Origin of the sequence: Microbacterium sp. SORGH_AS_0888 (genome assembly GCF_030818905.1) — a bacterium.
GTDB lineage: Bacteria > Actinomycetota > Actinomycetes > Actinomycetales > Microbacteriaceae > Microbacterium.
Genome location: NZ_JAUTAZ010000001.1, coordinates 489,336 through 512,122 on the forward strand (window position 1 = coordinate 489,336; position 22,787 = coordinate 512,122).

The 22,787-nt window shown below is 71.6% G+C and carries 22 protein-coding genes, 1 tRNA gene and 1 riboswitch; of the genes, 10 read left to right on the top strand and 13 right to left on the bottom strand.

Features of this window, described 5'->3' with window-relative positions; genetic code table 11:
- The first annotated feature begins 3 nt into the window (after positions 1-3).
- On the top strand, positions 4-1,335 hold the full coding sequence (locus QE381_RS02375; protein ID WP_307215154.1) for an aspartate aminotransferase family protein: 1,332 nt from the start codon (positions 4-6) through the stop codon (positions 1,333-1,335).
- On the opposite strand, the gene thiD is transcribed toward QE381_RS02375, so the two are convergent.
- From thiD to QE381_RS02395, 4 genes are all read right to left on the bottom strand, one after another.
- Complete coding sequence (gene thiD, locus QE381_RS02380) at positions 1,298-2,809, bottom strand: bifunctional hydroxymethylpyrimidine kinase/phosphomethylpyrimidine kinase (protein ID WP_307215156.1); 1,512 nt, start codon at positions 2,807-2,809, stop codon at positions 1,298-1,300. The genes QE381_RS02375 and thiD overlap by 38 nt on opposite strands.
- A complete protein-coding gene (thiE, locus tag QE381_RS02385) occupies positions 2,806-3,450 on the bottom strand; it encodes a thiamine phosphate synthase (RefSeq protein WP_307215158.1) in 645 nt (214 codons plus the stop codon). Before thiE ends, thiD begins: the two co-directional genes overlap by 4 nt.
- On the bottom strand, positions 3,447-4,202 hold the full coding sequence (gene thiM, locus QE381_RS02390; protein WP_373426895.1) for a hydroxyethylthiazole kinase: 756 nt from the start codon (positions 4,200-4,202) through the stop codon (positions 3,447-3,449). Before thiM ends, thiE begins: the two co-directional genes overlap by 4 nt.
- A 42-nt stretch (positions 4,203-4,244) precedes the next feature.
- Positions 4,245-4,336: riboswitch (TPP riboswitch) on the bottom strand.
- Between the two features lie 12 nt (positions 4,337-4,348).
- Positions 4,349-6,361 carry a DUF262 domain-containing HNH endonuclease family protein gene (locus QE381_RS02395; protein WP_307215162.1) on the bottom strand — a complete coding sequence of 671 codons (2,013 nt, stop codon included), beginning with the start codon at positions 6,359-6,361 and terminating at the stop codon, positions 4,349-4,351.
- Positions 6,362-6,521: 160 nt separating this feature from the next.
- Here QE381_RS02395 and QE381_RS02400 point away from each other — a divergent pair, with 160 nt between their 5' ends.
- The 5 genes from QE381_RS02400 (at position 6,522) to QE381_RS02420 (ending at position 11,536) form a co-directional block, all read left to right on the top strand.
- Positions 6,522-7,295, top strand: a complete 774-nt coding sequence (locus QE381_RS02400) for a hypothetical protein (RefSeq protein WP_307215164.1) — start codon at positions 6,522-6,524, stop codon at positions 7,293-7,295.
- Between the two features lie 124 nt (positions 7,296-7,419).
- A complete protein-coding gene (locus tag QE381_RS02405; protein WP_307215166.1) occupies positions 7,420-8,205 on the top strand; it encodes a DeoR/GlpR family DNA-binding transcription regulator in 786 nt (261 codons plus the stop codon).
- Positions 8,202-9,140, top strand: coding sequence for a 1-phosphofructokinase family hexose kinase (locus tag QE381_RS02410; RefSeq protein WP_307215168.1), 939 nt, complete (start codon positions 8,202-8,204; stop codon positions 9,138-9,140). The genes QE381_RS02405 and QE381_RS02410 overlap by 4 nt, the downstream gene beginning before the upstream one ends.
- Before the next feature lie 29 nt (positions 9,141-9,169).
- The gene (locus QE381_RS02415) at positions 9,170-11,233 is read left to right on the top strand and encodes a fructose-specific PTS transporter subunit EIIC (protein ID WP_307215170.1); all 2,064 of its coding nucleotides are present in this window, start codon (positions 9,170-9,172) and stop codon (positions 11,231-11,233) included.
- 33 nt (positions 11,234-11,266) lie between these two features.
- Positions 11,267-11,536, top strand: a complete 270-nt coding sequence (locus QE381_RS02420; RefSeq protein WP_307215172.1) for an HPr family phosphocarrier protein — start codon at positions 11,267-11,269, stop codon at positions 11,534-11,536.
- 40 nt (positions 11,537-11,576) lie between these two features.
- On the opposite strand, the gene QE381_RS02425 is transcribed toward QE381_RS02420, so the two are convergent.
- Entirely contained in the window at positions 11,577-12,215 is a 639-nt protein-coding gene (locus QE381_RS02425; RefSeq protein ID WP_307215174.1) for an MBL fold metallo-hydrolase, read from the bottom strand.
- 126 nt (positions 12,216-12,341) lie between these two features.
- Between QE381_RS02425 and QE381_RS02430 the strand changes: the two genes are divergently transcribed.
- Positions 12,342-12,414 (top strand) — tRNA-Glu (locus QE381_RS02430).
- Positions 12,415-12,479: 65 nt separating this feature from the next.
- On the opposite strand, the gene QE381_RS02435 is transcribed toward QE381_RS02430, so the two are convergent.
- Together QE381_RS02435 and QE381_RS02440 are read right to left on the bottom strand one after the other, a co-directional pair.
- Positions 12,480-13,163: a redoxin domain-containing protein gene (locus tag QE381_RS02435; protein ID WP_307215176.1), complete on the bottom strand. Its 684-nt coding sequence runs from the start codon at positions 13,161-13,163 to the stop codon at positions 12,480-12,482.
- A complete protein-coding gene (locus QE381_RS02440; protein ID WP_307215178.1) occupies positions 13,160-13,969 on the bottom strand; it encodes an MBL fold metallo-hydrolase in 810 nt (269 codons plus the stop codon). The genes QE381_RS02435 and QE381_RS02440 overlap by 4 nt, the downstream gene beginning before the upstream one ends.
- 191 nt (positions 13,970-14,160) lie before the next feature.
- On the opposite strand from QE381_RS02440, the gene QE381_RS02445 reads away from it, so the two are divergent.
- Positions 14,161-14,844, top strand: a complete 684-nt coding sequence (locus tag QE381_RS02445) for a helix-turn-helix domain-containing protein (RefSeq protein WP_307215180.1) — start codon at positions 14,161-14,163, stop codon at positions 14,842-14,844.
- Positions 14,845-14,888: 44 nt separating this feature from the next.
- Here the strand turns inward: QE381_RS02445 and QE381_RS02450 are convergent, their stop codons facing one another.
- Both QE381_RS02450 and QE381_RS02455 read right to left on the bottom strand, forming a co-directional pair.
- On the bottom strand, positions 14,889-15,392 hold the full coding sequence (locus QE381_RS02450; protein ID WP_307215182.1) for a hypothetical protein: 504 nt from the start codon (positions 15,390-15,392) through the stop codon (positions 14,889-14,891).
- A complete protein-coding gene (locus QE381_RS02455; RefSeq protein ID WP_307215184.1) occupies positions 15,389-15,796 on the bottom strand; it encodes a DUF4383 domain-containing protein in 408 nt (135 codons plus the stop codon). The genes QE381_RS02450 and QE381_RS02455 overlap by 4 nt, the downstream gene beginning before the upstream one ends.
- Before the next feature lie 183 nt (positions 15,797-15,979).
- Here QE381_RS02455 and QE381_RS02460 point away from each other — a divergent pair, with 183 nt between their 5' ends.
- Positions 15,980-17,164, top strand: a complete 1,185-nt coding sequence (locus QE381_RS02460; protein WP_307215186.1) for a glycosyltransferase — start codon at positions 15,980-15,982, stop codon at positions 17,162-17,164.
- Here the strand turns inward: QE381_RS02460 and QE381_RS02465 are convergent.
- Together QE381_RS02465 and QE381_RS02470 are read right to left on the bottom strand one after the other, a co-directional pair.
- Complete coding sequence (locus QE381_RS02465) at positions 17,136-18,179, bottom strand: DUF4349 domain-containing protein (protein ID WP_307215189.1); 1,044 nt, start codon at positions 18,177-18,179, stop codon at positions 17,136-17,138. The two genes, QE381_RS02460 and QE381_RS02465, sit on opposite strands and share 29 nt — an antisense overlap.
- Complete coding sequence (locus QE381_RS02470; protein ID WP_307215191.1) at positions 18,176-18,736, bottom strand: RNA polymerase sigma factor; 561 nt, start codon at positions 18,734-18,736, stop codon at positions 18,176-18,178. The genes QE381_RS02465 and QE381_RS02470 overlap by 4 nt, the downstream gene beginning before the upstream one ends.
- Positions 18,737-18,982: 246 nt before the next feature.
- Between QE381_RS02470 and QE381_RS02475 the strand changes: the two genes are divergently transcribed.
- Positions 18,983-19,975, top strand: coding sequence for a TerC/Alx family metal homeostasis membrane protein (locus QE381_RS02475; protein WP_307215193.1), 993 nt, complete (start codon positions 18,983-18,985; stop codon positions 19,973-19,975).
- Between the two features lie 5 nt (positions 19,976-19,980).
- Here the strand turns inward: QE381_RS02475 and QE381_RS02480 are convergent, their stop codons facing one another.
- Both QE381_RS02480 and QE381_RS02485 read right to left on the bottom strand, forming a co-directional pair.
- Positions 19,981-21,294, bottom strand: coding sequence for an LLM class flavin-dependent oxidoreductase (locus QE381_RS02480; protein WP_307215195.1), 1,314 nt, complete (start codon positions 21,292-21,294; stop codon positions 19,981-19,983).
- The gene (locus QE381_RS02485) at positions 21,291-22,622 is read right to left on the bottom strand and encodes an O-acetylhomoserine aminocarboxypropyltransferase/cysteine synthase family protein (RefSeq protein WP_307215197.1); all 1,332 of its coding nucleotides are present in this window, start codon (positions 22,620-22,622) and stop codon (positions 21,291-21,293) included. Before QE381_RS02485 ends, QE381_RS02480 begins: the two co-directional genes overlap by 4 nt.
- Between the last annotated feature and the right edge of the window lie 165 nt (positions 22,623-22,787).

Here is a 22,787-nt window from a genome sequence, read left to right on the forward strand (position 1 = left end):
CCCGTGACCGCGGTGCGCTCCACGATCCTCGACGCGAACGCGTACGAGGCGGATCCGGACGAGACGACGGAAGCCGGCAGCCTGATCGCGCGGCGCCGTCGGCTCCTCGGCCCCGCCTATCGGCTCTTCTACGAGGACCCGGTGCGGCCCGTGCGCGGCTCCGGCGCCCACCTCTACGACGTCGAAGGCGTGGAGTACCTGGACGTCTACAACAACGTCGCGAGCGTCGGACACGCTCATCCCCGTGTCGCGGAGGCGATCGCACAGCAGGCGGCGCGCCTCAGCACGCACACCCGTTATCTGTCGAGGCCGATCGTCGACTACGCGGAGGACCTCCTCGGCACGATGCCCGCCGCGATCGCGCGCCTCATGCTGACGTGCAGCGGTTCGGAGGCCAACGACCTGGCGGTGCGGATGGCGCGTGCGGCCACCGGAGGGACCGGTGTGATCATCACCGAGGAGGCCTACCACGGGAACACCGACCTCGTCTCCGGGCTCTCGCCCGCGCTCGGCTCCGGGTCGCAGATCGGGCCCGCGGTGTGGACCGTGCCCGCCCCCGACACCTACCGGGCCGACGAGGACCCCGGCGCCACGTTCGCGGCGGCGGTGCGGGTGGCTCTGTCGGAGATGTCGGCGGCGGACATCAGGCCCGCGGCGCTCCTGGTCGACACGATCTTCTCCTCGGACGGCGTCTACTCCGACCCGCCCGGTTTCCTCGCACCCGCGGTGGACGCGGTGCGGGCGGCGGGCGGCGTGTTCATCGCCGACGAGGTCCAGCCCGGGTTCGGGCGGACCGGCTCGGCGTTCTGGGGTTTCGCGCGTCATGGCCTGACCCCCGATCTCGTCACGATGGGCAAGCCGATGGGCAACGGGTACCCGGTGGCCGCCGTGGCCGGAACGGCCGAGGTGCTCGACGTCTTCGCGCGCGAGGTGCCGTACTTCAACACGTTCGGTGGCAACGACGTCGCGATCGCGGCGGCGCAGGCCGTGCTCGACGTCATCCGCGACGAAGGGCTGCAGCAGCACGCTGCCGATGTCGGCGCCTACTTCCGCTCGCAGCTGCGCACGCTCGCGACCCGGCACGAGGCCATCGGCGACGTGCGGGGCGATGGCGCGTTCACCGGCCTCGAGCTCGTGGCCGATCGGGCGCGCAAGCGTCCGGACGGTCCGCTGGCGACGCGGACGGTGAACGGGCTCCGCGCGCGGCGCGTGCTGACCTCGGTCTGCGGACCACAGGGGAACGTGCTCAAGCTGCGCCCGCCGCTGCCGTTCACGCGCGCCGACGCGGATCGTTTCGTCACGGAGCTCGACGCGGTGCTCGCTCGGGTGAGCTGAGCGCGAGCGGCGCGGCGAAGAACGCCCTCTCGTGCTGCGCCGACACAACGAACGCGTCGCGCATCCGACCGCGCGCAGCGACCGATGCTCCCGCGGCATGACGGAAGACGATGTCGATGGCGCGGTCGGTCGCGGCGCGGAACGCAGGATCCGCATAGGTCTCGATCCATGCGGTGTACGGGTTCTCCGGCGTCGCCGCGGGCAGCAGCCGCTCGCCGATGTCGACATACATCCAGAAGCAGGGGAGGACGCCGGCGACGAGCGCGCCGTAGTCGCCCCGCGCCGCGAGGGCCAGCAGATGATCGATGTACGCGGTCGTGGTCGGACTCGGCGCCGCGTCGAACAGCCCATCGGTCGAGAGCCAGCGGCTGTGCAGCTCGAGCTCGGCCGCGATCGCACCGGCTGCGCTCGAGGACCAGAAGGTCTGCTCCTCGGATGTCGGGGCGAGCGCGCTCGCGTGCGCGAGCACCCGTGCGTAGTCGCGAAGGTACAGGGCATCCTGCGCGAGGTACCAGCGGAACGCCGCTGCCCCGAGCGTTCCGTCGGCGAGGCCTCGCAGGAAGGGGAGGTCGTCGGTCGCGTCGCGGATCCCGCGGATGCCCTCCCACCACGCGGCGGCGACGTGCTCCGGCGCGACGGGGTCGCCGGCGCGGTCCCAGAGCCCGGCGAAGTGCGAGACGGGTCCGTTGCCCGCACCCACGCGGAGCCCGTCGGCGGCCTCCAGACTCTCGGTCAGCCACCGCTTCGCCTCCGCGATCGCCGGGCCCCATGACCCGCGACGTGCGCGGAGCGTCGCGACCGCCGACGAGAGCGAGCAGCCGGTGCCGTGTGTGTGGCGTGTGCGCACGCGGTGCGACGGGTACTCGGTGACACTGCCGGTCGCGGCATCCACAAGGGCGTCGCAGGCAGCGGCGGTGTTGAAGTGCCCGCCCTTGGCGAGCACCGACACGCCGTGTCCCTCGGCGAGCAGGCGCGCCTGTGCGAGCGCCTGCTCCCAGGTCTCCGCCTCCGCTTCGTCGAGCAGCGCCGCCAGCTCCGGGCGGTTGGGCGTGACGAGGTCGACGAGCGGAAGGATGTCGCGCAGCGCCGACTCGGCCGCCTCACCGAGCAGCCGGTCGCCGCTGGTGGCCACCATGACCGGGTCCAGCACGACGATGGGCGGTCGCACCGTCTCCAGCCAGTCCCGGACGGTGTCGACGATCTCCCGGTCGAACAGCATGCCGATCTTGACGGCGTCGATCTCGACGTCGTCGCTCACCGCACGCAGCTGCTCCGCGAGGAAGCCGACGGGCGGCACGTGGATGCTGCGCACGCCGCGCGTGTTCTGCGCGACGAGAGCGGTCACGACCGCCATCCCGTAGCCGCCGTTCGCCGCGATGCTCTTGAGATCGGCGTGGATGCCGGCGCCTCCCGTCGGGTCGGTGCCGGCGATGCTGAGAATGCGCGGCGCGGCCGGCGGCGTGCCCCGGTTCACGCGGGATCTCCGACGAAGAGCCGTGCGGCCGCGGTCGGATCCGGGGCCGCTCCGACCGCCGAGGCGACGGCGACTCCCGCGAGGCCCCCGGCGCGGAGCACGGCCACATCGCTCGCGACGATGCCGCCGATCGCGACGGCCGGCAGCGGACACGTCGCGGCGCGGCGGATCACGCCCTCGATCCCGAGCGGGGCCGGGGCGTCGAGCTTGGTGGTCGTCTCGCGGACCGTGCCGATTCCGACGTAGTCGACGCGCGCGGGGGAGGCCGCCGCATCCTGCAGCTCCTCCGGCGTGGCCGCGGTCAGCCCCACCACGGCGTCCGGGCCCACGAGACGCCGCACGTGGTCGACCGGGATGTCCCGCTGGCCGACGTGGACACCCGCCACCGCGGCGCGGTTCGCGCGCGCGGCGAGGAAGACGTCCACACGGTCGTTCACGATCACGGCGACACGCTCGGGCACGGCGGACGCGACGGCGTGCACGAGCGCGAGGAGATCGCGAGCGGACGCGTCCTTCGCCCGCACCTGCACGGCGGTGACACCGCCGGCGACGGCGAGCCGGACCGTGTCGAGCACCCCGCGTCCGGCCGACGCCGCCGCGCGCTCGTCGGTGATGAGGTAGAGCGAGAGGTCGATGGTCACGCGATCCGCCCCTCGGCCACCAGGTCGGCGGAGCGGAGGGACGCGAGCGCGTCGACGAAGGCGACCGCGAAGCCGGCCGGTCCGGCCGCCGCGTGGGCGGCGCGCTCGGCCGCGATGCCGTAGCCGAGACAGGCGGTCACGACGGCCTCGAACGGGTCTGCATGGCTCGCGACGTAGGCGGCGATGACCCCGCCCAGCGCGCAGCCGCCGCCCGTGACGCGGGTGAGCAGGACGTCGCCGCCCGTGATCCGCACGGTGCGCCGGCCGTCGGTGACGAGGTCCACGGGGCCGGAGACCGCGACGACCCCGCCGGATGTGCGGGCGAGCGCGAGGGCGGCGTCCGCGGCACCCGCCACATCGTCCGCCGCGTCCACCCCGCGCCCGCCCGTCCCGGCTCCCGCCAGCGCTCGGATCTCGGAGGCGTTTCCGCGGATCACGGTCGGTCGCCGCGTCAGGAGCCGGTGGGCCAGGTCGGTCCGCACCGGCAGAGCGCCGACGGCGACGGGGTCGAGCACCCACGGGCGGCCCATGTCGGCACAGGCCTCGGCAGCCTCGAGCATGCCCTCACGCTGTTCCGCGCCGGGCGTGCCGAGGTTGATGAGCACCGCGGACGCGGCACCCGCCATCGGGCCCGCCTCTCCCGGCACGTCCACCATCGCCGGTGACGCGCCCACCGCGAGCAGGGTGTTGGCCACGAAGTTCACCGTGACCGCGTTGGTCAGGCACTGCACGAGCGGCGCTGTCGTTCTCACCTCCTCCACGGCCCAGAAGGCGGCGGACAGAGACGGCGATGACGTGCGCAATGGCGACATCCCTTCGCTAGTACGAACTAGATCAGGTTCGACGGGTGTGATCTCAGCCCTCCCGGGCACCCCGTGTCACTGCTGACGAGGTTACCTCAGCGCATCGCCTCGCCGATGTAGGAGTACTTCAGGAACACCTCGGCGGCGATGCCGGCCTCCTCGAGGACACCCTGCACGGCGCTCAGCATGTAGCTCGAGTCCCAGCCGAGATACAGCGAGTGCGTCTCGTCGAGGGTCTCCCACTGTCCGTGCCAGGCCTGGCCGGCGTAGACCGGCCCGCCACGGCGCGCGCTGTCCTCGAGCACCGCGGCACGCGCATCCGACCACAGCCGGAGGAACACCCGCCGGAAGAGATGGCGGATGTCGTAGACCTCCCAGTGCTCCCCGCGATACTCCACGTACGCGTACTCGCGCTCCCAGCCGTGGGGCCAGCCGCGACGGGGCACGGCATCCAGGATCGGCGTGAGGCCGTCGTCGTCGATCGCGGTCACGCGTGGGCGGGCCCACAGCGAGACCAGCTGCCGCGTGAGACGCTCCGTGCGCTCGGCGATCGCGGACGTTCCCCAGCTCTCGACCCGGCCGAGCTCCTGGCTGAGCGACACCCGCGATGTCCCGTAGAGCCCGCGTTTGGCAGGGAAGGACGCATCCATCGCCCGCTCCGCGAGCGCCTCCTCGAGCAGGGTGAGGTTGCCGAGCGTCTCCGTCAGGGCGCGCGCGCTGTTCTGCTCGTCGTCGCCATAGTCTCGCCAGGCCCGGCGGCCGTCGCCCGTCCAGTCGTCCCCGGGAGCGACGGGCAGGACGTGCTCGACGTCGAGACCCGCGACACGCGGAAGCCCGGCGAGGCGGCCCAGCACGTACGCCGGGTGGGGGAGAGCGCCGTACTTGACCGCGACGCGCACGCGCTCGTCCGAGGGCGAGATGCGCGCGATCGCCCGCTCGAGCGCGTCACCGCCGTCCGCGTGGGCGCGGCACAGCCGTGCGACGATGCGATCGAGCGGCACGCCGACGAGGGTCCGTCGCAGCAGGAGCGCCTGCAGGTACTCGAGCACCTCGATCAGCGCCGCCTCGTCGCGGAGCCCGTGGCGGCGCTCGGAGAGCAGCCGCATCACGAGCGAGTGCAGCCGTGGGCCGAACGTGTTCAGGTACGCGAGCTGGCGCCCGATCGCCTCGGACTCGGCGTGGGCGGGCTGCCGGAGGACACGATAGATCTCGGAGAAGTCCCGCCACTGGGCGGCCTGGTCGTGCAGCGAGTCCGCCTCCAGACGCGGGAACTCGCGCCGGAAGGCGTCGTACACCCCCCGACCGCCCCATACCGTGACCTCGCGGCCCGTGCGCATGACGAGGTAGTGGCGCCAGAACTCGCCGATCGCCTCACCCGTGTTCTGCTCGATCGGGACCCAGAACGACTCCTCGACGTCGAGCTGCTGCGCATGGCTGAGCCCCATCAGGACGTAGTTGTGGATGAGCTCGTGGTCCCGCAGCGGCTCGCCCGTGGCGTTCAGGCTCTCGAAGATCTGCTGCGCCCCCGCGTGCGGGCCGAGGGTGATCGACACGTGTTCCAGGCGCTGCAGCCCCCGCCAGATGCGGGGCACCTCCTCCGCCCGGATCTGGCTGCGGAAGAAGGCGTAGTTGTCGGCGAAGCGCGAACCCTGCGCGCCGTCCGCGCCACGGTCGAGCACGACATCCTCGAAGACTCCCGCCCACGCACGATGCGGCCGAAGCTTGGTGCGGCGGGGATCGTCGGGGCGGACGAGCACGCTCGCCATCTCCTCGGCCAGGGAGGGGTCGTTCGGGCGCACGGTGTGCTGGAGCGCGGCGACCAGCAGCATGAGCGTCGTGATGCGCTGCTGGCCGTCGATCAGCACGAGCTCGTCGTCAGATCCCTCCGTGCGCGTCGACAGGATGGAGGCGAGGAAGTGCGTGCGGCCGTCGTCGGCGTCCGCGACCGCGCGGATGTCGGAGAGCAGCTGATCGCACCCGCCGATGTCCCAGCGGTACTGACGCTGGTAGACCGGGACGACGATGCCGGAGACACGGGACGAGAGCCACGCGAGGGTGCCCACCGCCGTCGCGTCGACGTTGGTGGCGGCGGCAGGGGAGAGGGTCATGGCGGTCGTCCTTCGCAGCGGCACCGGCATCGGAGCGCGCCGCGGCCGGGTCCGATTTTACCGGCCCGCCTCCCAGGGGTGCGGCAGCCCGCGGGAATAGGCTGACCTTACCTGGGCCTGTAAAAACTTCGCTGGCCCCGACCGAAAGGCATGATTCGTCATGGGTTACATCACGTCCGCCGCGCTCGAGGAGACGGGTTACGTCGTCCTGGATCGCTACAACCAGGAGCTGGACCCCAAGGAGTGGCTCGACATCGAGTACAACGACTGGAAGTCCTCCGGTGACACGCGCTTCGCGCCGCTCGCGAGCGCTTTCGGCGAGATCGAGTGCAACGGCTTCTGGAACCACAAGCCGCCGCGCACGGACAAGGACGGCGTCTGGATCCCTTCCCAGGTCGAGAAGGCGCCGAACCTCGCGCGTCGCGCACAGGAGCCGGGCGCGAACGTCGGGCGGTGCCGCGTGATCGAGCTGCAGCCGACTCCGTACGGCGACTGCCTCTACAACCTGCACCAGGACGACAACAACCGCCTCAACCCGGACGGGACGGGCTGGGTCGTCCGCGGCTTCTTCAACCTGACCGACGACACCGACAGCTTCTTCGTGCTGCGCCACAACCGCACCGATCCGGAGGGGGAGGTGCGCATTGCGCTGCCCGCCGGCGCGCAGCTCATCATCGACACGCAGCGGCTGTGGCACGCGGCGACGCACCGCGGCACCGAGCCGCGCTACTGCCTGATCACCTCGTGGGAGTCGGGCCCCGAGCTCGACGCCTACATCGAGAAGTACCACGGCGTGAACCACGTCGAGAGCGTCCCGATCTCGCAGGAGGAGCTCGACGCCGGTCAGGCGGAGCAGGCCCGCAAGGATGCCGCACGAGCCGCCTACTACGCCGCAAAGGGCCGCGCCGAGGTGCAGGCCATGAGCGAAGCCTGAGCCGTCCCGTCTCCTGAGGCGCCCCCGGTCCGACGACCGGGGGCGCTTCTGTGTTTTCGCCCGCCGAAACCGTTGCTCCATGTGGGACTGTGTTGTAATCTGTGGCTATCCAAAGGAGGCCACCGTGTACGCGATGGAGCGCCAAGAGGCGATCGAGGGCATGCTCCTCGTCGACGGACGAGTGTCGGTGACCGACCTTGCCCGCCGCTTCGGCGTCACGACCGAGACGGTGCGACGCGACCTGGACGCGCTCGAGCGTCAGGGCTCGGTGATCCGGGTGCACGGCGGCGCTATCGCGCCCGACAGGCAGAGCACGACCGAGGCGACGCTCGTCGAGCGGTCCACCTTGCGGGGCTCGCAGAAGCACGCGATCGCGCGTCGCGCGCTCTCGGCCATCGGGTCCGGCTTCCGCGGATCCGTGTTCCTGGACGCCGGCACCACGACGGGTGCGGTCGCCGCTCTCCTGCCCGCGCGACTGGCCGAGCAGGGCGGCCAGGCGGACGTCGTCACCCACGCCTTCAGCTTCGCCGGCCCACTCGCCGACGCCGACCGTGTCGCCCTCACCGTGATCGGCGGCCGGGTGCGCAGCGTCACCTCCGCCGCCGTCGGCGCGCAGACGGTCGAGGCGATCGGAGCGCTCCGTCCCGACATCGCGTTCGTGGGGACGAACGGCATGTCGGCGGAGTTCGGTCTGAGCACGCCCGATCCCGAGGAAGCGGCGGTCAAGCGGGCAATCGTGCGGTGCGCCCGGCGCACAGTGGTTGTCGTCGACGGCAGCAAGTTCGACCGCGAGCTGCTGGTCGGCTTCGCCCCTCTGACAGACATCGATGTTCTCGTGACCGACACGCCGCCCGCCGGGGAGCTCGCCTCCGCGCTCGGCGATGCCGGAGTGGAGGTATGGCTCGCATGATCGTCACACTCACCGCCAACCCCTCCCTGGACCGGGCGATCAGCCTGGCCGCGCCGCTGCGGCCCGGCCAGGTGCAGACGGCACTCGGAGGACGTGAGGATGCGGGCGGCAAGGGGATCAACGTGTCCCGCGTCGTCGCACTCGCCGGCGAGGACACGCAGGCCGTGCTGCCGCTGTCCGCCGACGACCCCTATCGTGCCGTGCTGGACGGTGCGGGGATCACGTACCGAGCCGTCGGGGTCGACGGGCACGTGCGGTCGAACCTGACGATCGTCGACGCCGACGGCGAGACCACGAAGCTCAACCTGCCCGGCACCGCGCTCGACGCCGCGCAGCGGCAGGCTCTCATCGATGCCGTGGTCGCCGCCTCCGCGGGGGCCGACTGGCTCGTGCTCGCCGGCTCTCTCCCGCCCGGCGCGGGCGACGCGTTCTACGTCGACGTGATCCGTGCGGTCCGCGCGGGCTCCCGGCCGCCGCGCATCGCGGTCGACACCTCGGACGCGGCGCTGCGCGCCGTCGTGGCGGAGGGTGCCCCGGATCTCATCAAGCCGAACGAGGACGAGCTCGCCGAGCTCGCCGGCATTCCGCTCGACGAAGGCGTCGACCTCGTCGCCGCGGTCCTGCCCGTGGCACGCTCCCTCGTGCCGGCGCGGGTGGGGGCGGCGCTCGTGACGCTCGGCGCCGCGGGGGCCGTGCTGGTCACGGCCGACGGTGCATGGGCGGGACGTCCGCCGCGCATCCGCGTCGTCAGCACGGTCGGCGCCGGTGACAGCTCGCTCGCCGGCTTCGTGCTCGCCGCGGCACGCGGCGCGAGCCCGGCCGAGGCGCTTCGCCAGTCGATCCGCTACGGCGCCGCTGCGGCCTCCCTGCCCGGCACGCAGGCGCCGCGTCCCCTCGACCTTCCGCAGGGCGATGTGCCCGTGCGTTCCCTCTGATCCCGTACCACCGACCACTGGAGGTCATCGTGTCCGACACCATCACCCCAGCCCTCGTCTCGCTCGATGCGAGCCTGGGCGACGACAAGGCCGCGGTCATCCGTGCCCTCGCGACGCGCGTCGTCGCCGAGGGACGCGCGACAGACGCGGAAGCGCTCTTCGAGGACGCCTGGGCCCGCGAGCAGAAGGATGAGACCGGGCTGCCCGGCGGGATCGCGATCCCGCACGCGAAGAGCGCGGCCGTCACGACTCCTTCGCTCGCTTTCGCCCGTCTGTCCCCGGGGGTCGACTTCGGCGCGCCCGACGGACCCGCCGACCTCGTCTTCCTGATCGCCGCCCCCGCGGATGCCGCGGAGGCGCACCTCGCGGTGCTGTCGAAGCTGGCGCGGAGCCTCATGCAGTCCGACTTCACCGACGGACTGCGCGCGGCGCGCACCCCCGACGACGTCGTGCACATCGTCCGCGTCGCGATCGGCGAGGAGGCGGCGGCCCCTGCCGCCGAGCCCGCGGCACCCGCCGTCGCGCCGGTCGCGACCGCGGACGAGTCCCTCACGATCGACGGGCGCCCGGCCCGGATCGTGGCTGTCACGGCCTGCGCGACAGGAATCGCGCACACGTTCATGGCTGCCGACGCCCTGACCGCGGCCGGCAAGAAGGACGGGGTCGAGCTGACCGTCGAGCCCCAGGGGTCCAGCGGCTACCAGGCGCTGCCCTCCTCGGTCATCGACGCGGCGGACGCCGTGATCTTCGCCGTCGACGTCGACGTCCGTGAGCCGCAGCGCTTCGCCGGCAAGCCGGTCGTTCGCGCGGGCGTGAAGCGCGGGATCGAACAGCCCGACGCGATGATCCGGGAGGCCGTGGCGGCCGCCAAGGACCCGGCCGCGCCGCGCGTGTCCGGGTCGGCCTCCTCCGCCTCCACGGCTCCCGCAGCCCCGCAGTCCTGGGGAGCGAAGATCCAGCGCGTGCTGCTGACCGGCGTGAGCTACATGATCCCCTTCGTCGCCGGTGGCGGGCTCCTCATCGCACTGGGGTTCCTCCTCGGCGGCTACCAGGTCACGGCCAATGCCGCGCACGTCATCGTGCAGAACTCGCTCTGGGACCTCCCGACCACCGACATCACCTCGCCGCTCGGTCCGCTCGGGCAGTACCTCGGCTCGGTCGCGTTCATGATCGGCTCGACCTCGATGGGCTTCCTCGTCTCGGCACTCGCGGGCTACATCGCGTTCGCGATCGCCGACCGTCCCGGGATCGCCCCCGGTTTCGTGGCCGGCGCCGTCGCGGTGCTCATGAACGCGGGCTTCATCGGCGGCATCATCGGCGGCCTGCTCGCCGGCGTCGTGGCGTGGTGGCTGGGGCGTCTCGACCCGCCGCGCTGGCTCCGCGGCCTCATGCCGGTCGTGATCATCCCGCTCATCGGATCGATCGTGGCCTCGGGCCTGATGATCCTGTTCCTCGGTCGACCGATCGCCTCGCTCATGGAGCTGCTCAACGACGGCCTGACGAGCCTCGCCGGGACGGGCGCGATCGTGGGCGTCGGCGTCATCCTCGGCCTCATGATGTGCTTCGACCTCGGCGGCCCCGTCAACAAGGTGGCCTATGCGTTCGCGACCGCGGGTCTTGCGACCGCCTCGACGAGCGACATCCACGCCGTGCCGTTCCTCATCATGGCCGCCGTGATGTCCTCCGGCATGGTCCCGCCGCTCGCGATGGCGCTCGCCTCGACGGTGCTGGGTCGCGACGCGTTCACCCCGGTCGAGCGGGAGAACGGCAAGGCGGCATGGCTGCTGGGCGCGTCGTTCATCAGCGAGGGAGCGATCCCGTTCGCCGCGGCGGACCCGCTTCGTGTGATCCCGGCGAACCTCATCGGAGGCGCGATCACGGGTGGCCTCAGCATGGCGCTGGGAGTCTCGTCGCTGGCGCCGCACGGCGGGATCTTCGTGTTCTTCGCCATCAACCCGTTCTGGGGTTTCGCGTTCTCGATCGTGGCAGGTACCGTCGTGACTGCGTTGATCGTCGTCGCCCTCAAGAAGTGGGTCGGACGCAAAGAACTCGCCGAAGCAGAGGTGACGCCGGCCGTCGTGGCCAGCGCCTGACCCCGTTCCCGACGAAGAAGAGAGAAGAAGAACATGGCTGAACGCCAGGCCACCATCGCCAGCGCCTCCGGGCTGCACGCCCGCCCCGCGAAGCTCTTCGTGCAGGCGGTGCAGGAGAAGAAGATCCCGATCACGATCGCTGCGGAGGGCGGGCCCGACCTGAACGCCGGCAGCATCCTCTCGCTCATCGGCCTGGGGGCCGGCAAGGGCACCGTCGTGACTCTCAAGTCGGACGCGGAGGGCGCGGATGCCGCCCTCGACGACCTGGTGAAGCTCCTCGAGACGGACCTCGACGCGGAGTAATCCCGCGCGCCCGTGCTCGCCGACTCGAGCCCGGCGACGGTCAGATGTCCAGACCGTCGCCGGGCTCGAGTGCGTAGAAGCGACCGCCGCCCTGCTCCGTCGCCCAGGTGAGGCGGGCGCGGCCCATCTCCAGGCCGGCGCGCGACAGCGTCATGTCGTGCGTCGCGAAGGCCTGCCGCGGCGAGACCGCGATGACGAAGTCCATGGCCTCACCGATCTTCAGCCACGGCGCTCCCACGGGAGCGGCCAGGAGCTCGATCTCGCGGCCGTGCGGGACAGCATAGGAGTCCCCCGGGTAGTAGAACGCGTCGTCGACGAGAACGCCCACGTTGTCGACGACGGGGATCGACTCGTGGATGACGCTGTGCCGCCCGCCGAAGAACTCGAGCCGGAAGGGCTCAGCCTCGACGACATCGCCGGGGGAGACCACCCGGATGTCGTAGCCGGCCGCTGCCTGCGCGACGCCCTCGGGCGCGTAGATGGGCACTCCGGCGTTCTTGTCGAGAACCCGGTCGAGATGCTCGGGCGTCCAGTGATCGGGGTGCTCGTGCGTGAGCACGACCGCGACCACGCCGTGCAGGTCGACGAGCGGGGTCGTGAAGCTGCCGGGGTCGACGAGGAGCTTCTTCCCGTGCTTCTCCAGGGTGAGAGCCGCGTGCTCGTGCTTCGTGATGCGCATGCACTGAGTCAACTCCCGCGGCGGGCGGGAGGCAAGCCGATGCAGATGCCCGGCTCGATTTGGCGGACTCGGAAAAGGCGTGGCATAATCGAACGGTTGCCTCCGGAGCTGCGGAGACAACGAAACGGCCCCATCGTATAGCGGCCTAGTACGCCGCCCTCTCACGGCGGTAACGCGGGTTCGAATCCCGCTGGGGTCACAGATGACAGAAGAGCCCCCGGAGTTCCGGGGGCTCTTCTGCGTTCGCGGGCGCGGGGATGCGGGTCAGTCGCTCAGCAGGCGCACGGGGCGGGCGCTCTCCGGCGCGAGCGCCGATCGGCCCGCGACAGAGACCTTGCGCACATAGGGCAGCGTCCGGTCGACTTCACCCCACCGCTGTTCCGCCTCATCGTCACCGATGTCGTGCGGCACGAGAACGGGGGAACCCGGCATCCAGTTGGCCGGCGTGACCACGTTCTGACGGTCGGCGATCTGGAGGGAGTCGACCACGCGAAGGATCTCGGCGAAGTTCCGCCCCGTCGTGGGCGGATAGCTCAACGTGAGCCGCACACGGTGCTGCGGGTCGATGACGAAGACCGACCGGATGGTCGTCACATCGCTCGAGCTCGGGTGCAGCATCCCGTACAGCCGCGCCACCGTGAGACTCGGATCCGAGATGAGCGGGAATCGCACGGGCGTCCCGAACGCTTCCGTCAGCTGCTCCGCCCAGACGGCGTGGCCGGCCGGCGTGCCCGTCGAGAGCGTCGCGACCTTGACATCGCGTCGCGTGAACTCGGGCGACAGCCGTGCGATCTCCGCGACCTCGGTCGAGCAGACAGGTGTGAAGTCTCTGGGGTGCGAGAACAGCACGACCCACGAGCCTCCCTGCCACCCGTACAGATGCAATGGTCCGTCCTGGCTCTCCGCGCGGAAGTCGGGGGCGCGGTCGCCGAGCAGCAACGTCGTCATCGAGCGACGACCTCGGATGCGCCGCGCTCGACGATGCGCAGTCGATCCTCCGCCCCCGCTCCCGCGAACACGGCGCGCAGATGCGCGTTGTCCTCGCGGAAGTGCTTCCATGAGTCGTTGTGGATCGGGACGATGACGGCATGCGGGAGGAGATCGGACACCTCGAGCGCGCGTTCGTTGGACAGTGTGATGTAGTCCCCGTCCGCGAGCTCGGCGAAGCCGGCGCCGCCGAGGAACAGGATCGCGACCTCGATATCGGGATGGGCTTGCGCGATCTCGCGGACGACATCGACCGACGAGTTGTCGCCGCTCACGTAGGTCGTGGGCACCCCGTCGCCGTCGATGACGAATCCGGTGACGGGGCCGATGAGCTGCCACACGCCGTCGGGGCCGTGCTGCGCCGGAACACCGGTGATCGTGAGCCGTCCGCCTTCCGGCAGGTCGAGGCTCGCGCTCTTGCCGTCCAGACCGACGACGCCGTTCCCGAGACGCTCAGCGCCGACATCGGTGCTGTAGACGTGGGGGACATCCTTGATGAACTCCTTCCCGGAGTCGTCCAGGTTGTCGATGTGGTGATCGTGCGAGACCAGCGCGACGTCGATGCGGCCCACCTCCTGCGGGGACAGCGCCGGGGCCTCCGTCCGCTCGACGCCCTGCAGTCCCTCCGTGTTCGGGTGACCGGTGTAGTCCTGCGGCTGGTCGAACGTCGGATCCGTGATGATCCGCAGCCCGCCCACGCCGATGATCGCGGTCGGACCGCCGAGGGGCTGGATGGTGAGCGCGTGCCGCGTGGCTGTGGAGGACATCGGTCTTGCCTTTCGTGTTCGTCGAGAGCTGCCCCTGAGCGGGTGCCTGACTGCCAGTGAACCCGGGACCCGACGACGCGACTAGTTCGAGAAACGCACTCATTACGCTCTGTGAACGCGGAACCGCCGGCGAGCCGCGGAACAGGATCGACTGAGGCATCCGAAGAAGCCCGCGACCCACGGAGGCGCGCATGCCCGATGTCGCCGACGAGCTCGATGCCGAGTACTGTCCCGTCTCGATCGGAGCGTCGCTGATCGGCGAGCGGTGGTCCCTTCTGATCGTGCGCGAGCTGATGACCGGCGCCTCCCGCTTCAACGACATCCAGCGAGGGCTGCCGGGGCTCTCGCGGTCGACGCTCACCGAGCGGCTCCGCTACCTGGAACGGCTGGGCGTGATCGCTGCGCGACGCGACCCCCGCGGATACGCACTCACGATCGAAGGCGAGGCGCTCCGTCCTGTCATCCTCGCGATCGGCGAGTGGACGGTGAAGCATCACTTCCCGACGCCCACCGAGCGGCAGTCGGACCCGTCGATGATCATCTGGCGTGTCAGTCAGGGGCTGAACCGAGATGCGCTCCCGGAGGGCCGGTTCACGATCGAGTTCCGGTTCCCCGGCAGCCCGAAGCCCCGAGCATGGATCGTCCTCCGGGGCCGAGAGCCCACCGTCTGCCTCGAACACCCCGGCTACGACATCGACCTGGTGGTCACCGCGACCGCACGCGTCTGGAACGAGGTCTGGTACGGGCACCGCGCGCTCCCGGCAGCGGTGCGGGAAGGAGAGATCGAGCTGCTCGGCGCCCCGGCCGCGACGCGCGCGTTCTCCGCCTGGTTCACGCTCAGCCCGTTCGCGTCCTCCGTCGCCTACGCGCGGTGACGCTCCCTGACGGGAGGGCCACCGGATGGGCGAGTGCGCTCGGCTCAGTGACCGGCGTGGCCGGGGATCACGGGCACGCGACCATCCGCATCCATCAGCAGCGTGTCCTGAACGCTCGCCAGCGCAGGCACCGTGAGCGCCGTCATGAGCACGGTCACCAGGGCGAAGGCCCAGAGGGGGACGCGCAGCCGCCGTCGTGGGGCGGACTCCGACGCCCGCCGCGCCGCGGACACCGCGACCGCGACGAGCAGGAGGAGGGCGACGGCCACCGCCGCGATGCTCGTCCGAGCGGGAGACACCCCGAGCAGCGCGGCGATCAGCGCGATGCCGGCGACCGCGACACCCGGGACAGCGCGGCGGACCAGGATGCGACCGGATCGGAGGCACAGCGCTCCCCAGAGGAGGGCCAGCAGCCCGCTGAGGACCAGCGCGGCGCCGATGACGCGCGCGGCCGGGGGCGCGGAGGCCGCGGAGACGGCACCGGCGCCGAGGGCCGCCTGCACGAGGCCGCCCCCCCACGCCGATGCCGTGGCCCAGAGGGTTCTCACGCCGTCGCCGCCCGCGCACCGCGCTCGGCGCCCAGTCCCACGGCGAGCAGCAGAACCGCGCTGCCCAGGTGCAGGAAGTGGTCCGGTGTGTTCAGGGCGAGGATGTTGGCTCCCGTGCCGACGAGGAAGAAGCCCACGACGCCGAGGAGCAGGTACGCTGCTCCGATCACGACGTTGACCGTCTTCGCGGCGCGCACACCGCTCAGGCCCGCGATGAGCAGCGCGGCTCCGATCAGCAGATGCGCGATGTTGTGCAGCGGGTTCACCGCGAAGATGCCGAGCAGAAGCCCGCCCTCGGTCGAGATGAAGCCGACGCCGCTCGTGAACGCAAACCCGAGCAGGCCGACGACAAGGTAGACGCCGCCGAAGACGACGGCGAGCAGACGGTTCGGTGACGAGCCCATGAGGACCTCCTAGTGTCATGACGCGGCGGGCGCCGCGATCACCAGTTGTTCGTCGCATCGACCGAATCGGATGGGTGCGTCACGCGATGTTCTCCCGCCCGTCACCTCCCAGGTCTTCTGTGCGCGGTCCGGATGCCGTGGGATGGCCCAGTCGCCGCCATCCGGCCCGGAGAGGAGCTCGCCATGACCACACGAGTGCTGCACCTGTTCGAGGGGTTCTTCGCGGGCGGGGCGCGCATCCTGCACACGGACGTCGTGCGCGGATTGCACAGCGATCGCGAACGCCACTCCGTGCTCTCCATCGCCGCGACCGCTCGTCGCGAAGGCACTGTGCAGCGGATGACCGCAGACCCGCGCTACCGTGCGCTCCGCGCCGCGGGCGTCGACGTGCGATCGCTGGGCCGTCGCGCCGAGGGCGCGCCGCCGGCCCCGGAGGCCTTCACAGCCGACGAGCTCGAGCTCGCGGCGGAGATCTTCGCGGAGGCGGATGTCGTCGTCTCCCTCAAGGAGCAGCCGCTCGGGCTCCTGCTTGCTCTTCACGACCGTGGCCTGCTGCCGCGCGTGCCGGTGGCCGTCGCCCTCCACCGCTCGGACCCGGAGCACGCCGGACCCGCCCTGGGATGGCTGCGTCGGGCCGCCGCCGAGCGTCTGGTCACGACGACGATCGCGTGCGCGGAGTCGACGGCCGACGCGTACGCCGCGGCCGGAGTCCGCGCCGCCAGCGAGGCTGTCATCGCGAACGGCATCGACATCCGACTGTTCTCGCCGGTGTCCCGCTCCCGTCGCGCGCGGCTGCGCATCGCACTCGGCCTGCCGGAGGACCTGCCGGTCATCGTCTACGCCGCTCGCTTCGACGAGATGAAGGACCCGGAGCTGTTCGTCACGGCCGCCGCGCGACACGCGAGCCGCAACGACGCGCACTACGTGCTGTGCGGCGCGGGCATGGACGCCGCCAACCCCGCGCTGACGCGTCTGCTCGTCGACGCCGGGCTCCGGGACGACCCTCGCGTGCACACGTGGGGCATCCGCGACGACATGCCCGACGTCTACCGCGTGGCCGACATCGTCGCCCTCACGAGCGCGTACGGCGAGGCCTCCCCGCTCTGCCTTCGAGAGGGCGCGGCGTGCGGGGCGACCCCGGTCACAACCGACGTCGGCGACGCCGCGCGCGAGGTGCGCGGTTTCGGCGCGGTCACGCCGCGGGACCCGGAGGCGATCGCCGGCACGTGGGAGCGCGTGCTGCGGCACCGGACGTGGATGCGGCGCGCCGCCCTGGCCGCCCGGCCCCGGCTGGACCGCGCTCGCATGCTGGCCGAGTATCGGGCGGTGATCGACGCGCTCACGGAGCGTCTCGACCTGGCTGCGTAGCGTTCCGGCCGCGCCGGCGGCGCAGTCGGCGGACGCCCCACACGACCCCCGCCACGAGACCGGCGAGCAGGATCCAGGGCAGCAGGAACCCGAGTCCGACCACGACGCCGTTGACGGTCACGAGGAACCCGTGCCACCCCGTCGCCAGACCGTCGAGGAAGCCCCCGGGCTCGGGCTCGACGGCCGGGGCACGGGCGGTCAGGGTCACACTGAGCGTGGACATCGCGACCTGGCCCTCGAGGGCGGCCAGCTGCTGCTCGAGGGACTCGAGCTCCGCCTGACGCTCGGCCAGCGCCTTCTCCGCCGTCAGCAGATCGGCGACCGAGCCGGCCTGAGACATGAGCTGGGTGAGACGCGTCACCGACGTCTGCGCCGCGTCCCGACGCGCACGGAGATCGGCCGCCTGATCGGTCACATCGGCGCGTGTCACCTGTGACGACGTGACATCGCCGAGCGTGGCGAGCCGATCGAGCAGGGCCTGCAGCGCGTCGGCAGGCACTCGCGCCTGGAGCGAGGCGTTCGCCGGCCGCGACCCGGCGGCCGTCGGTCCCGTGTCGGTCGTGGACGACTCGACGTACCCGCCCAGCTCGGTGACGATCGTGCTGAGCGGCGCCACCATCGCGGTCGGATCGTCGACCGCGAGCGTGACGGCACCCGAGGCGACGATCTCGCGTCCGGTCCCGGCGTCTCCCGTCGTCGCGCGTCCGAGCTCGACGCCGTCCGCCGCAGAACCCTGGACCACCTGCGCCGGCTCCGCGGCGCCGCCGCCGAGGGAGACGCCCCTCACGACGCTCCCGGAGCTTCCTCCGGGACCGGCGACGACGGGTCCGATGAGCGCCGCGAGCACGACGACCGCTGCGGCCGCCCCCGCGCCCGCCCAGACGCGCCCGCGCCGCGCACGACGCCGTCTCGCGTCGTCCGCGATCTCCGCGAGCACGGTCCGCTCCATGCGCAGGACCTGCTCGTCGTCCGGTACCGGGGGGAGGACGTGCTCCCCGCGTTCGTGCTGGCTCATGACTCCGCTGCCTCCTCGACGACGCCGCGCAACCGGGTCCGGATGCGGGTGAGACGGTTGCGCACCGCGCCGTGCGCGATGCCGAGCCGCTCTGCTGCCGCGACGTACGCGTACCCCTCGGACACGCAGAGCACGAAGATCTCGCGGTCGAGCTCGCTCAGTCGTTCGACCTCGCCGGCGATGCGCCGCGCGAGGTCGGCGCCGATCACCTGGTCCTCGACCATCACGGTGTCGGCGCGCTCCGCCGCGTTCTCGGCGGCCGTTCGATCTCGATCGCGACGGAGCGACCGCAGACGATTGGCGGACTGGTACCGGCAGATCGTCGCGAGCCAGGGAAGGAGCGACTCTCCCTCCAGCCGGAGCGCGCGGAGCTTCCGCCACGCCGTCACGAACGTCTCCTGGGTGATGTCCTCAGCGTCCGACGCCGTCCCGACGATGGCGTAGGCGATCCGGTAGACCGGTGTGACATGCCGTCGGTAGAGCGTCCGGAACGCGACGTCGTCGCCGCGGCCCGCCCGCGCCGTCAACGCCGCGTCGCTGTCGTGTTCCGCCGACATCCGGCCCCCTCGTCCTCGGTCTTCTGCCGTCTCTCATCATGCAGGTGTCCGTGAGCGGGCGATCGTCTCAGAGGACGTGGTCGACCGCCGCGGGGCGGCCGCGCGGCTAGACTGAGCGGGCGAGGGGGAGTATCCCGTCAGCACGAGCCCGTCATCACGAAGCACGTCATGGTGCCTCCGGGCCGTGCCGCGATCGAATCGTGGGGAGAGACTCTCGAGGTTCTGCCGACCCCTCGAAAGGAAGCCATGGGCTTCGAGATCCCGCTCTGGTTCGCCATCACGTCGCTCGTCGTGCTGACCGCGGTGCTCGCCGCCGATCTGCTGATCATCCTCGCGCGACCGCACGTGCCCGCCATGAGGGAGGCGACGGGCTGGATCGTCTTCTACGTCGCCCTCGCCCTCGCGTTCGCCGCGCTCCTGTTCGCCGTCACCGGCAGCGGCGACGCGGCCGGCCAGTTCCTCACCGGGTGGCTCACGGAGTACAGCCTCTCCGTCGACAACCTCTTCGTCTTCGTCCTGCTGATGTCGCAGTTCGCCGTGCCGCGGCGCTATCAGCAGGAGGTGCTGATGGTGGGCATCATCATCGCTCTCGTGCTGCGCGGCGTGTTCATCCTCGTCGGCGCGGCACTGATCGAGAACCTGAGCTGGATCTTCTACGTCTTCGGCGCGTTCCTGGTCTTCACCGCGTGGCGCCAGGCCTTCCCCGGCGCGGAGGAGCAGGACGCGAAGACCGAGTCCGGCATCGTGCGGTTCCTCAGGAGATTCGTCCCGATCACCGACGAGTACGACGGAGCGAAGCTGCGCACCACCGTCGGCGGCGCGCGGATGTTCACGCCCATGCTCCTGGTGTTCGTCGCGATCGGGGTGACGGACCTCATCTTCGCGGTCGACTCGATCCCGGCGATCTTCGGCATCACGCAGAGCCCGTTCATCGTCTTCACGACGAACCTCTTCGCCCTCATGGGACTGCGGCAGCTCTACTTCCTCCTCGGCGGGCTGCTCGACCGGCTGCGGTACCTGCACTTCGGCATCGCGTTCGTCCTCGCGTTCATCGGCGTGAAGCTGATCCTCCAGGCGCTGCACGAGAACGAGGTGCCCTTCATCAACGGGGGAAACGGCGTGGCGTGGGCCCCCGAGCTCTCGTCCTGGGTGTCGCTCGGCGTGATCGTGGCGGCGATGACGGTGGCGACCGTCGCGAGCCTGCTGGCCGCGCGCCGCGACGACGTCGCGGCGCGCTGAGCCGCTCAGAACGCGGCGAGCTCGGCTTTCAGGCCACCGCCCGCGTATTCCGTGCGCAGCAGCCCGCGCCGGCGGAGGACCGGCACCAGCCGATCCAGGGTGCGATGCACCGTCACCGGGTGCAGGTCGCCCCACAGCAGGATCCCGTCGTTGCCCCAGTCCGCCAACCGCTCGACGAGGTCCGCGAACTCGTCGGCCGTGCCCACCATGCCGCTGCCGTCGGACAGCCGGCCCGCCCGCGCCTGCGCCGCGAGAAGCGTCCGCAGCGGCGCATCCGCGTCGCGATCGCCCACCAGCCGTCGGATGCTGCCGTGCGAGACGTGGTCTGCGAAGATCGCGGGATCCAGGGGCGCGTCGAGGTCGAGGACCGTGAGATCCGTCTCCAGGTCGCTCGACTGACGGCGCGCGATCTCCCGCAGCACCGCGTCATCCGGGTCGAGTGAGGCGGCGACGATCCGGTCGGCCTCCTCGGGGGAGTCGACGAGGACCGGCTGCACGGCGAACAGGATCGCGATCTCCTCCGGCGCGCGACCACCTGCGCGCGCCGCATCATGGATGCGGCCGCGGTAGCGGCGGACGCTGTGCTCGTCGAGGGGCGAGAGCGCCAGCTGGACATCCGAGTTCGTGCCGGCGAAGGCGAGACCGCGTCCCGACCCGCCGGGGGAGACGATCGCGGGCTCGCCGTGTTCGAACGGGATCGCGTTGAGCGGTCCGTCGAACGCGAAGTACTCACCGCGGTGCCTGGTCGGGCGCATGCGTGCGCCGTCGGCGTACCGGCCGCGCTCGACGTCCTGGACCAGTGCGCCCTCGTCCCAGCTGCGCCAGAGCGCGCGGATCGCGGTGAGCCATTCCTCGGCACGGTCGTAGGCGGCGTCATGGCCGAGGGGAGGCGCGGCACCGAAATGCCGGGCGCTGCCGGTGTCGGTGACGACGTTGAGTCCCAGGCGGTCGCCCGAGAGGTGGTGGAGCGTCGCGAACTGGCGCGCCGCCGTGTACGGGAGGATCGCGGCGGGGTTGACGGTCGGCACGATCCCGAGATGCCGCGTCGCCGCGAACAGGTACGGTGCGAGCAGGAGCGGATCGTGCTTGGGGCCGCCGAAGGCGTGGCGTACCCGGAGATCGATCGTGTCGGGGGATCCGAGGGAGGGCGCATCCTCGATGATGAGCAGATCGAAGCCCGCCTGCTCGAGCGTCCGCGCGGACTCCTGATACAGGTCGGCTCGGGTCCAGTCGCGGTTCCACGCCCAGGCGTCCTGGCCCCAGCCGTGCGGTCCGAACCCGCGTGCGAGGAACCAGCCGAAGTGCTGGGGTCGCGTCACCCGAGCACCTCCACGGCGACCTCGGGACGGGCGAGCGAGGCCGCCCGCAGCCCGCGCTCGAGATCTGCGACGAGATCGTCCGCATCCTCGATGCCGATCGAGAAGCGCACCGTGCCGGGTGCCACGCCCACCGCCTCCCGGCCGGTCTCGTCGAGATGGGCGTGGCTCGTCGAGGCCGGGTGCAGCACCAGGGAGCGGACGTCGCCGAGGTGGGTCATGTGGGTGAACACCTCGAGGGTCTCGATGAGACGCCGTGCCGCGGGCTCGCCGCCGGCGAGGGTGGCCTGGAAGACGGAGCCGTAGCCGCGCGGGAGGTATCGGCGCGCGATCGGATGGTGAGGATGCGTCGGCAGGCCCGCGTAGTCGACGCGTGCGACCTCGGGACGCTCGGCGAGCCAGCGGGCGATCGTGAGCGCGCTGCGCGACTGCTCGCGCACGCGCAGGCTCAGGGTCTCGACGCCCTGCGCGACGAGGAAGGCGTTCAGCGGCGACGCGCTCGGCCCGAGACGTGGCGCGACCGTCTCCCGGAGGTAGCCGATCCGTGCGCGCCCGCCGTGCCGTTCGGCGACGCTCGGCCCGCCCGATCGCGAGGCCGCCACCAGGTGCGGGAACAGCGAGCCCGAGCGCCCGGCGTCGAAGCGGCCGTCGTCGACCACCACGCCGCCGAGGGCCGCGCCCTGCCCGGCGAGGAACTTGCTCGCGGAATGCACGACGACCGCGGCGCCGTGCTCGATCGGGCGCAGCAGATAGGGCGTCGCGAAGGTGTTGTCCACCACCAGCGGGATGCCGTGCTCGTCCGCGACCGCCGAGATCGCGGCGATGTCGAGGACGTCGTTGCGCGCGTTCGAGATCGACTCGGCGAAGAACGCCCGCGTCGTCGGGCGCCGTGCGGCGCGCCACGCGTCGGGGTCGGCGACGTCGGCGACGAAGGTCGTCTCGATCCCGAGGCGCGCGAGGTTGTCCAGCAGCAGGCCACGGGTTCCCTCGTACACCTGGTTCGCGCACACGATGTGGTCTCCCGCTCCGACCAGAGCGAGCAGCGCGACGCTCACGGCGGCCTGCCCGCTCGCGACGAAGACGGCCTCCGCGCCGCCCTCCAGGTCGGCGAGCCGGCGTTCCAGCGCATCGATCGTCGGGTTCCCGGTACGGGTGTAGCCGAAGCCGGCACCCGTGCGGAAGTGGTCCGCGGCCGCATCGACGTCGTCGAACCGGAAGCCGGCGGTGAGGAAGATCGGCAGCGCACGGGGCGACGCCTCCGCCCAGTCGGTGCCCGCGTGCACCTGCCGGGTGGCGAAGCCGGCGGCGGCCGTGCGTCGGGTCTCGGACATCGTGTCCTCTCGGATCGGGGGCGCGTGACGTGCCCGGCAAGGCTCGCACGAGCCCGCCCGCGCCGTCCGTCGGGGCGACACAGAGCGTCACGGTCTGCGCCGGTGGTAGCCTGGGGGAGTGCGGATCGCTCGTGTTCTCCTTAGCGGCCGCGGCGGGCGCTGATT

Bases quoted from the DNA above. Each gene is read 5' to 3' on its own strand.
- QE381_RS02410 (WP_307215168.1), top strand. From the start codon at position 8,202: ATGATCGTCACACTCACCGCCAACCCCTCCCTGGACCGGGCGATCAGC.
- QE381_RS02475 (WP_307215193.1), top strand. From the start codon at position 18,983: ATGGGCTTCGAGATCCCGCTCTGGTTCGCCATCACGTCGCTCGTCGTG.
- QE381_RS02465 (WP_307215189.1), bottom strand. From the start codon at position 18,179: ATGAGCCAGCACGAACGCGGGGAGCACGTCCTCCCCCCGGTACCGGAC.
- QE381_RS02420 (WP_307215172.1), top strand. From the start codon at position 11,267: ATGGCTGAACGCCAGGCCACCATCGCCAGCGCCTCCGGGCTGCACGCC.
- QE381_RS02400 (WP_307215164.1), top strand. From the start codon at position 6,522: ATGGGTTACATCACGTCCGCCGCGCTCGAGGAGACGGGTTACGTCGTC.
- QE381_RS02485 (WP_307215197.1), bottom strand. From the start codon at position 22,622: ATGTCCGAGACCCGACGCACGGCCGCCGCCGGCTTCGCCACCCGGCAG.
- QE381_RS02445 (WP_307215180.1), top strand. From the start codon at position 14,161: ATGCCCGATGTCGCCGACGAGCTCGATGCCGAGTACTGTCCCGTCTCG.
- QE381_RS02395 (WP_307215162.1), bottom strand. From the start codon at position 6,361: ATGACCCTCTCCCCTGCCGCCGCCACCAACGTCGACGCGACGGCGGTG.
- QE381_RS02440 (WP_307215178.1), bottom strand. From the start codon at position 13,969: ATGTCCTCCACAGCCACGCGGCACGCGCTCACCATCCAGCCCCTCGGC.
- QE381_RS02435 (WP_307215176.1), bottom strand. From the start codon at position 13,163: ATGACGACGTTGCTGCTCGGCGACCGCGCCCCCGACTTCCGCGCGGAG.
- QE381_RS02425 (WP_307215174.1), bottom strand. From the start codon at position 12,215: ATGCGCATCACGAAGCACGAGCACGCGGCTCTCACCCTGGAGAAGCAC.
- QE381_RS02455 (WP_307215184.1), bottom strand. From the start codon at position 15,796: ATGGGCTCGTCACCGAACCGTCTGCTCGCCGTCGTCTTCGGCGGCGTC.
- QE381_RS02470 (WP_307215191.1), bottom strand. From the start codon at position 18,736: ATGTCGGCGGAACACGACAGCGACGCGGCGTTGACGGCGCGGGCGGGC.
- QE381_RS02460 (WP_307215186.1), top strand. From the start codon at position 15,980: ATGACCACACGAGTGCTGCACCTGTTCGAGGGGTTCTTCGCGGGCGGG.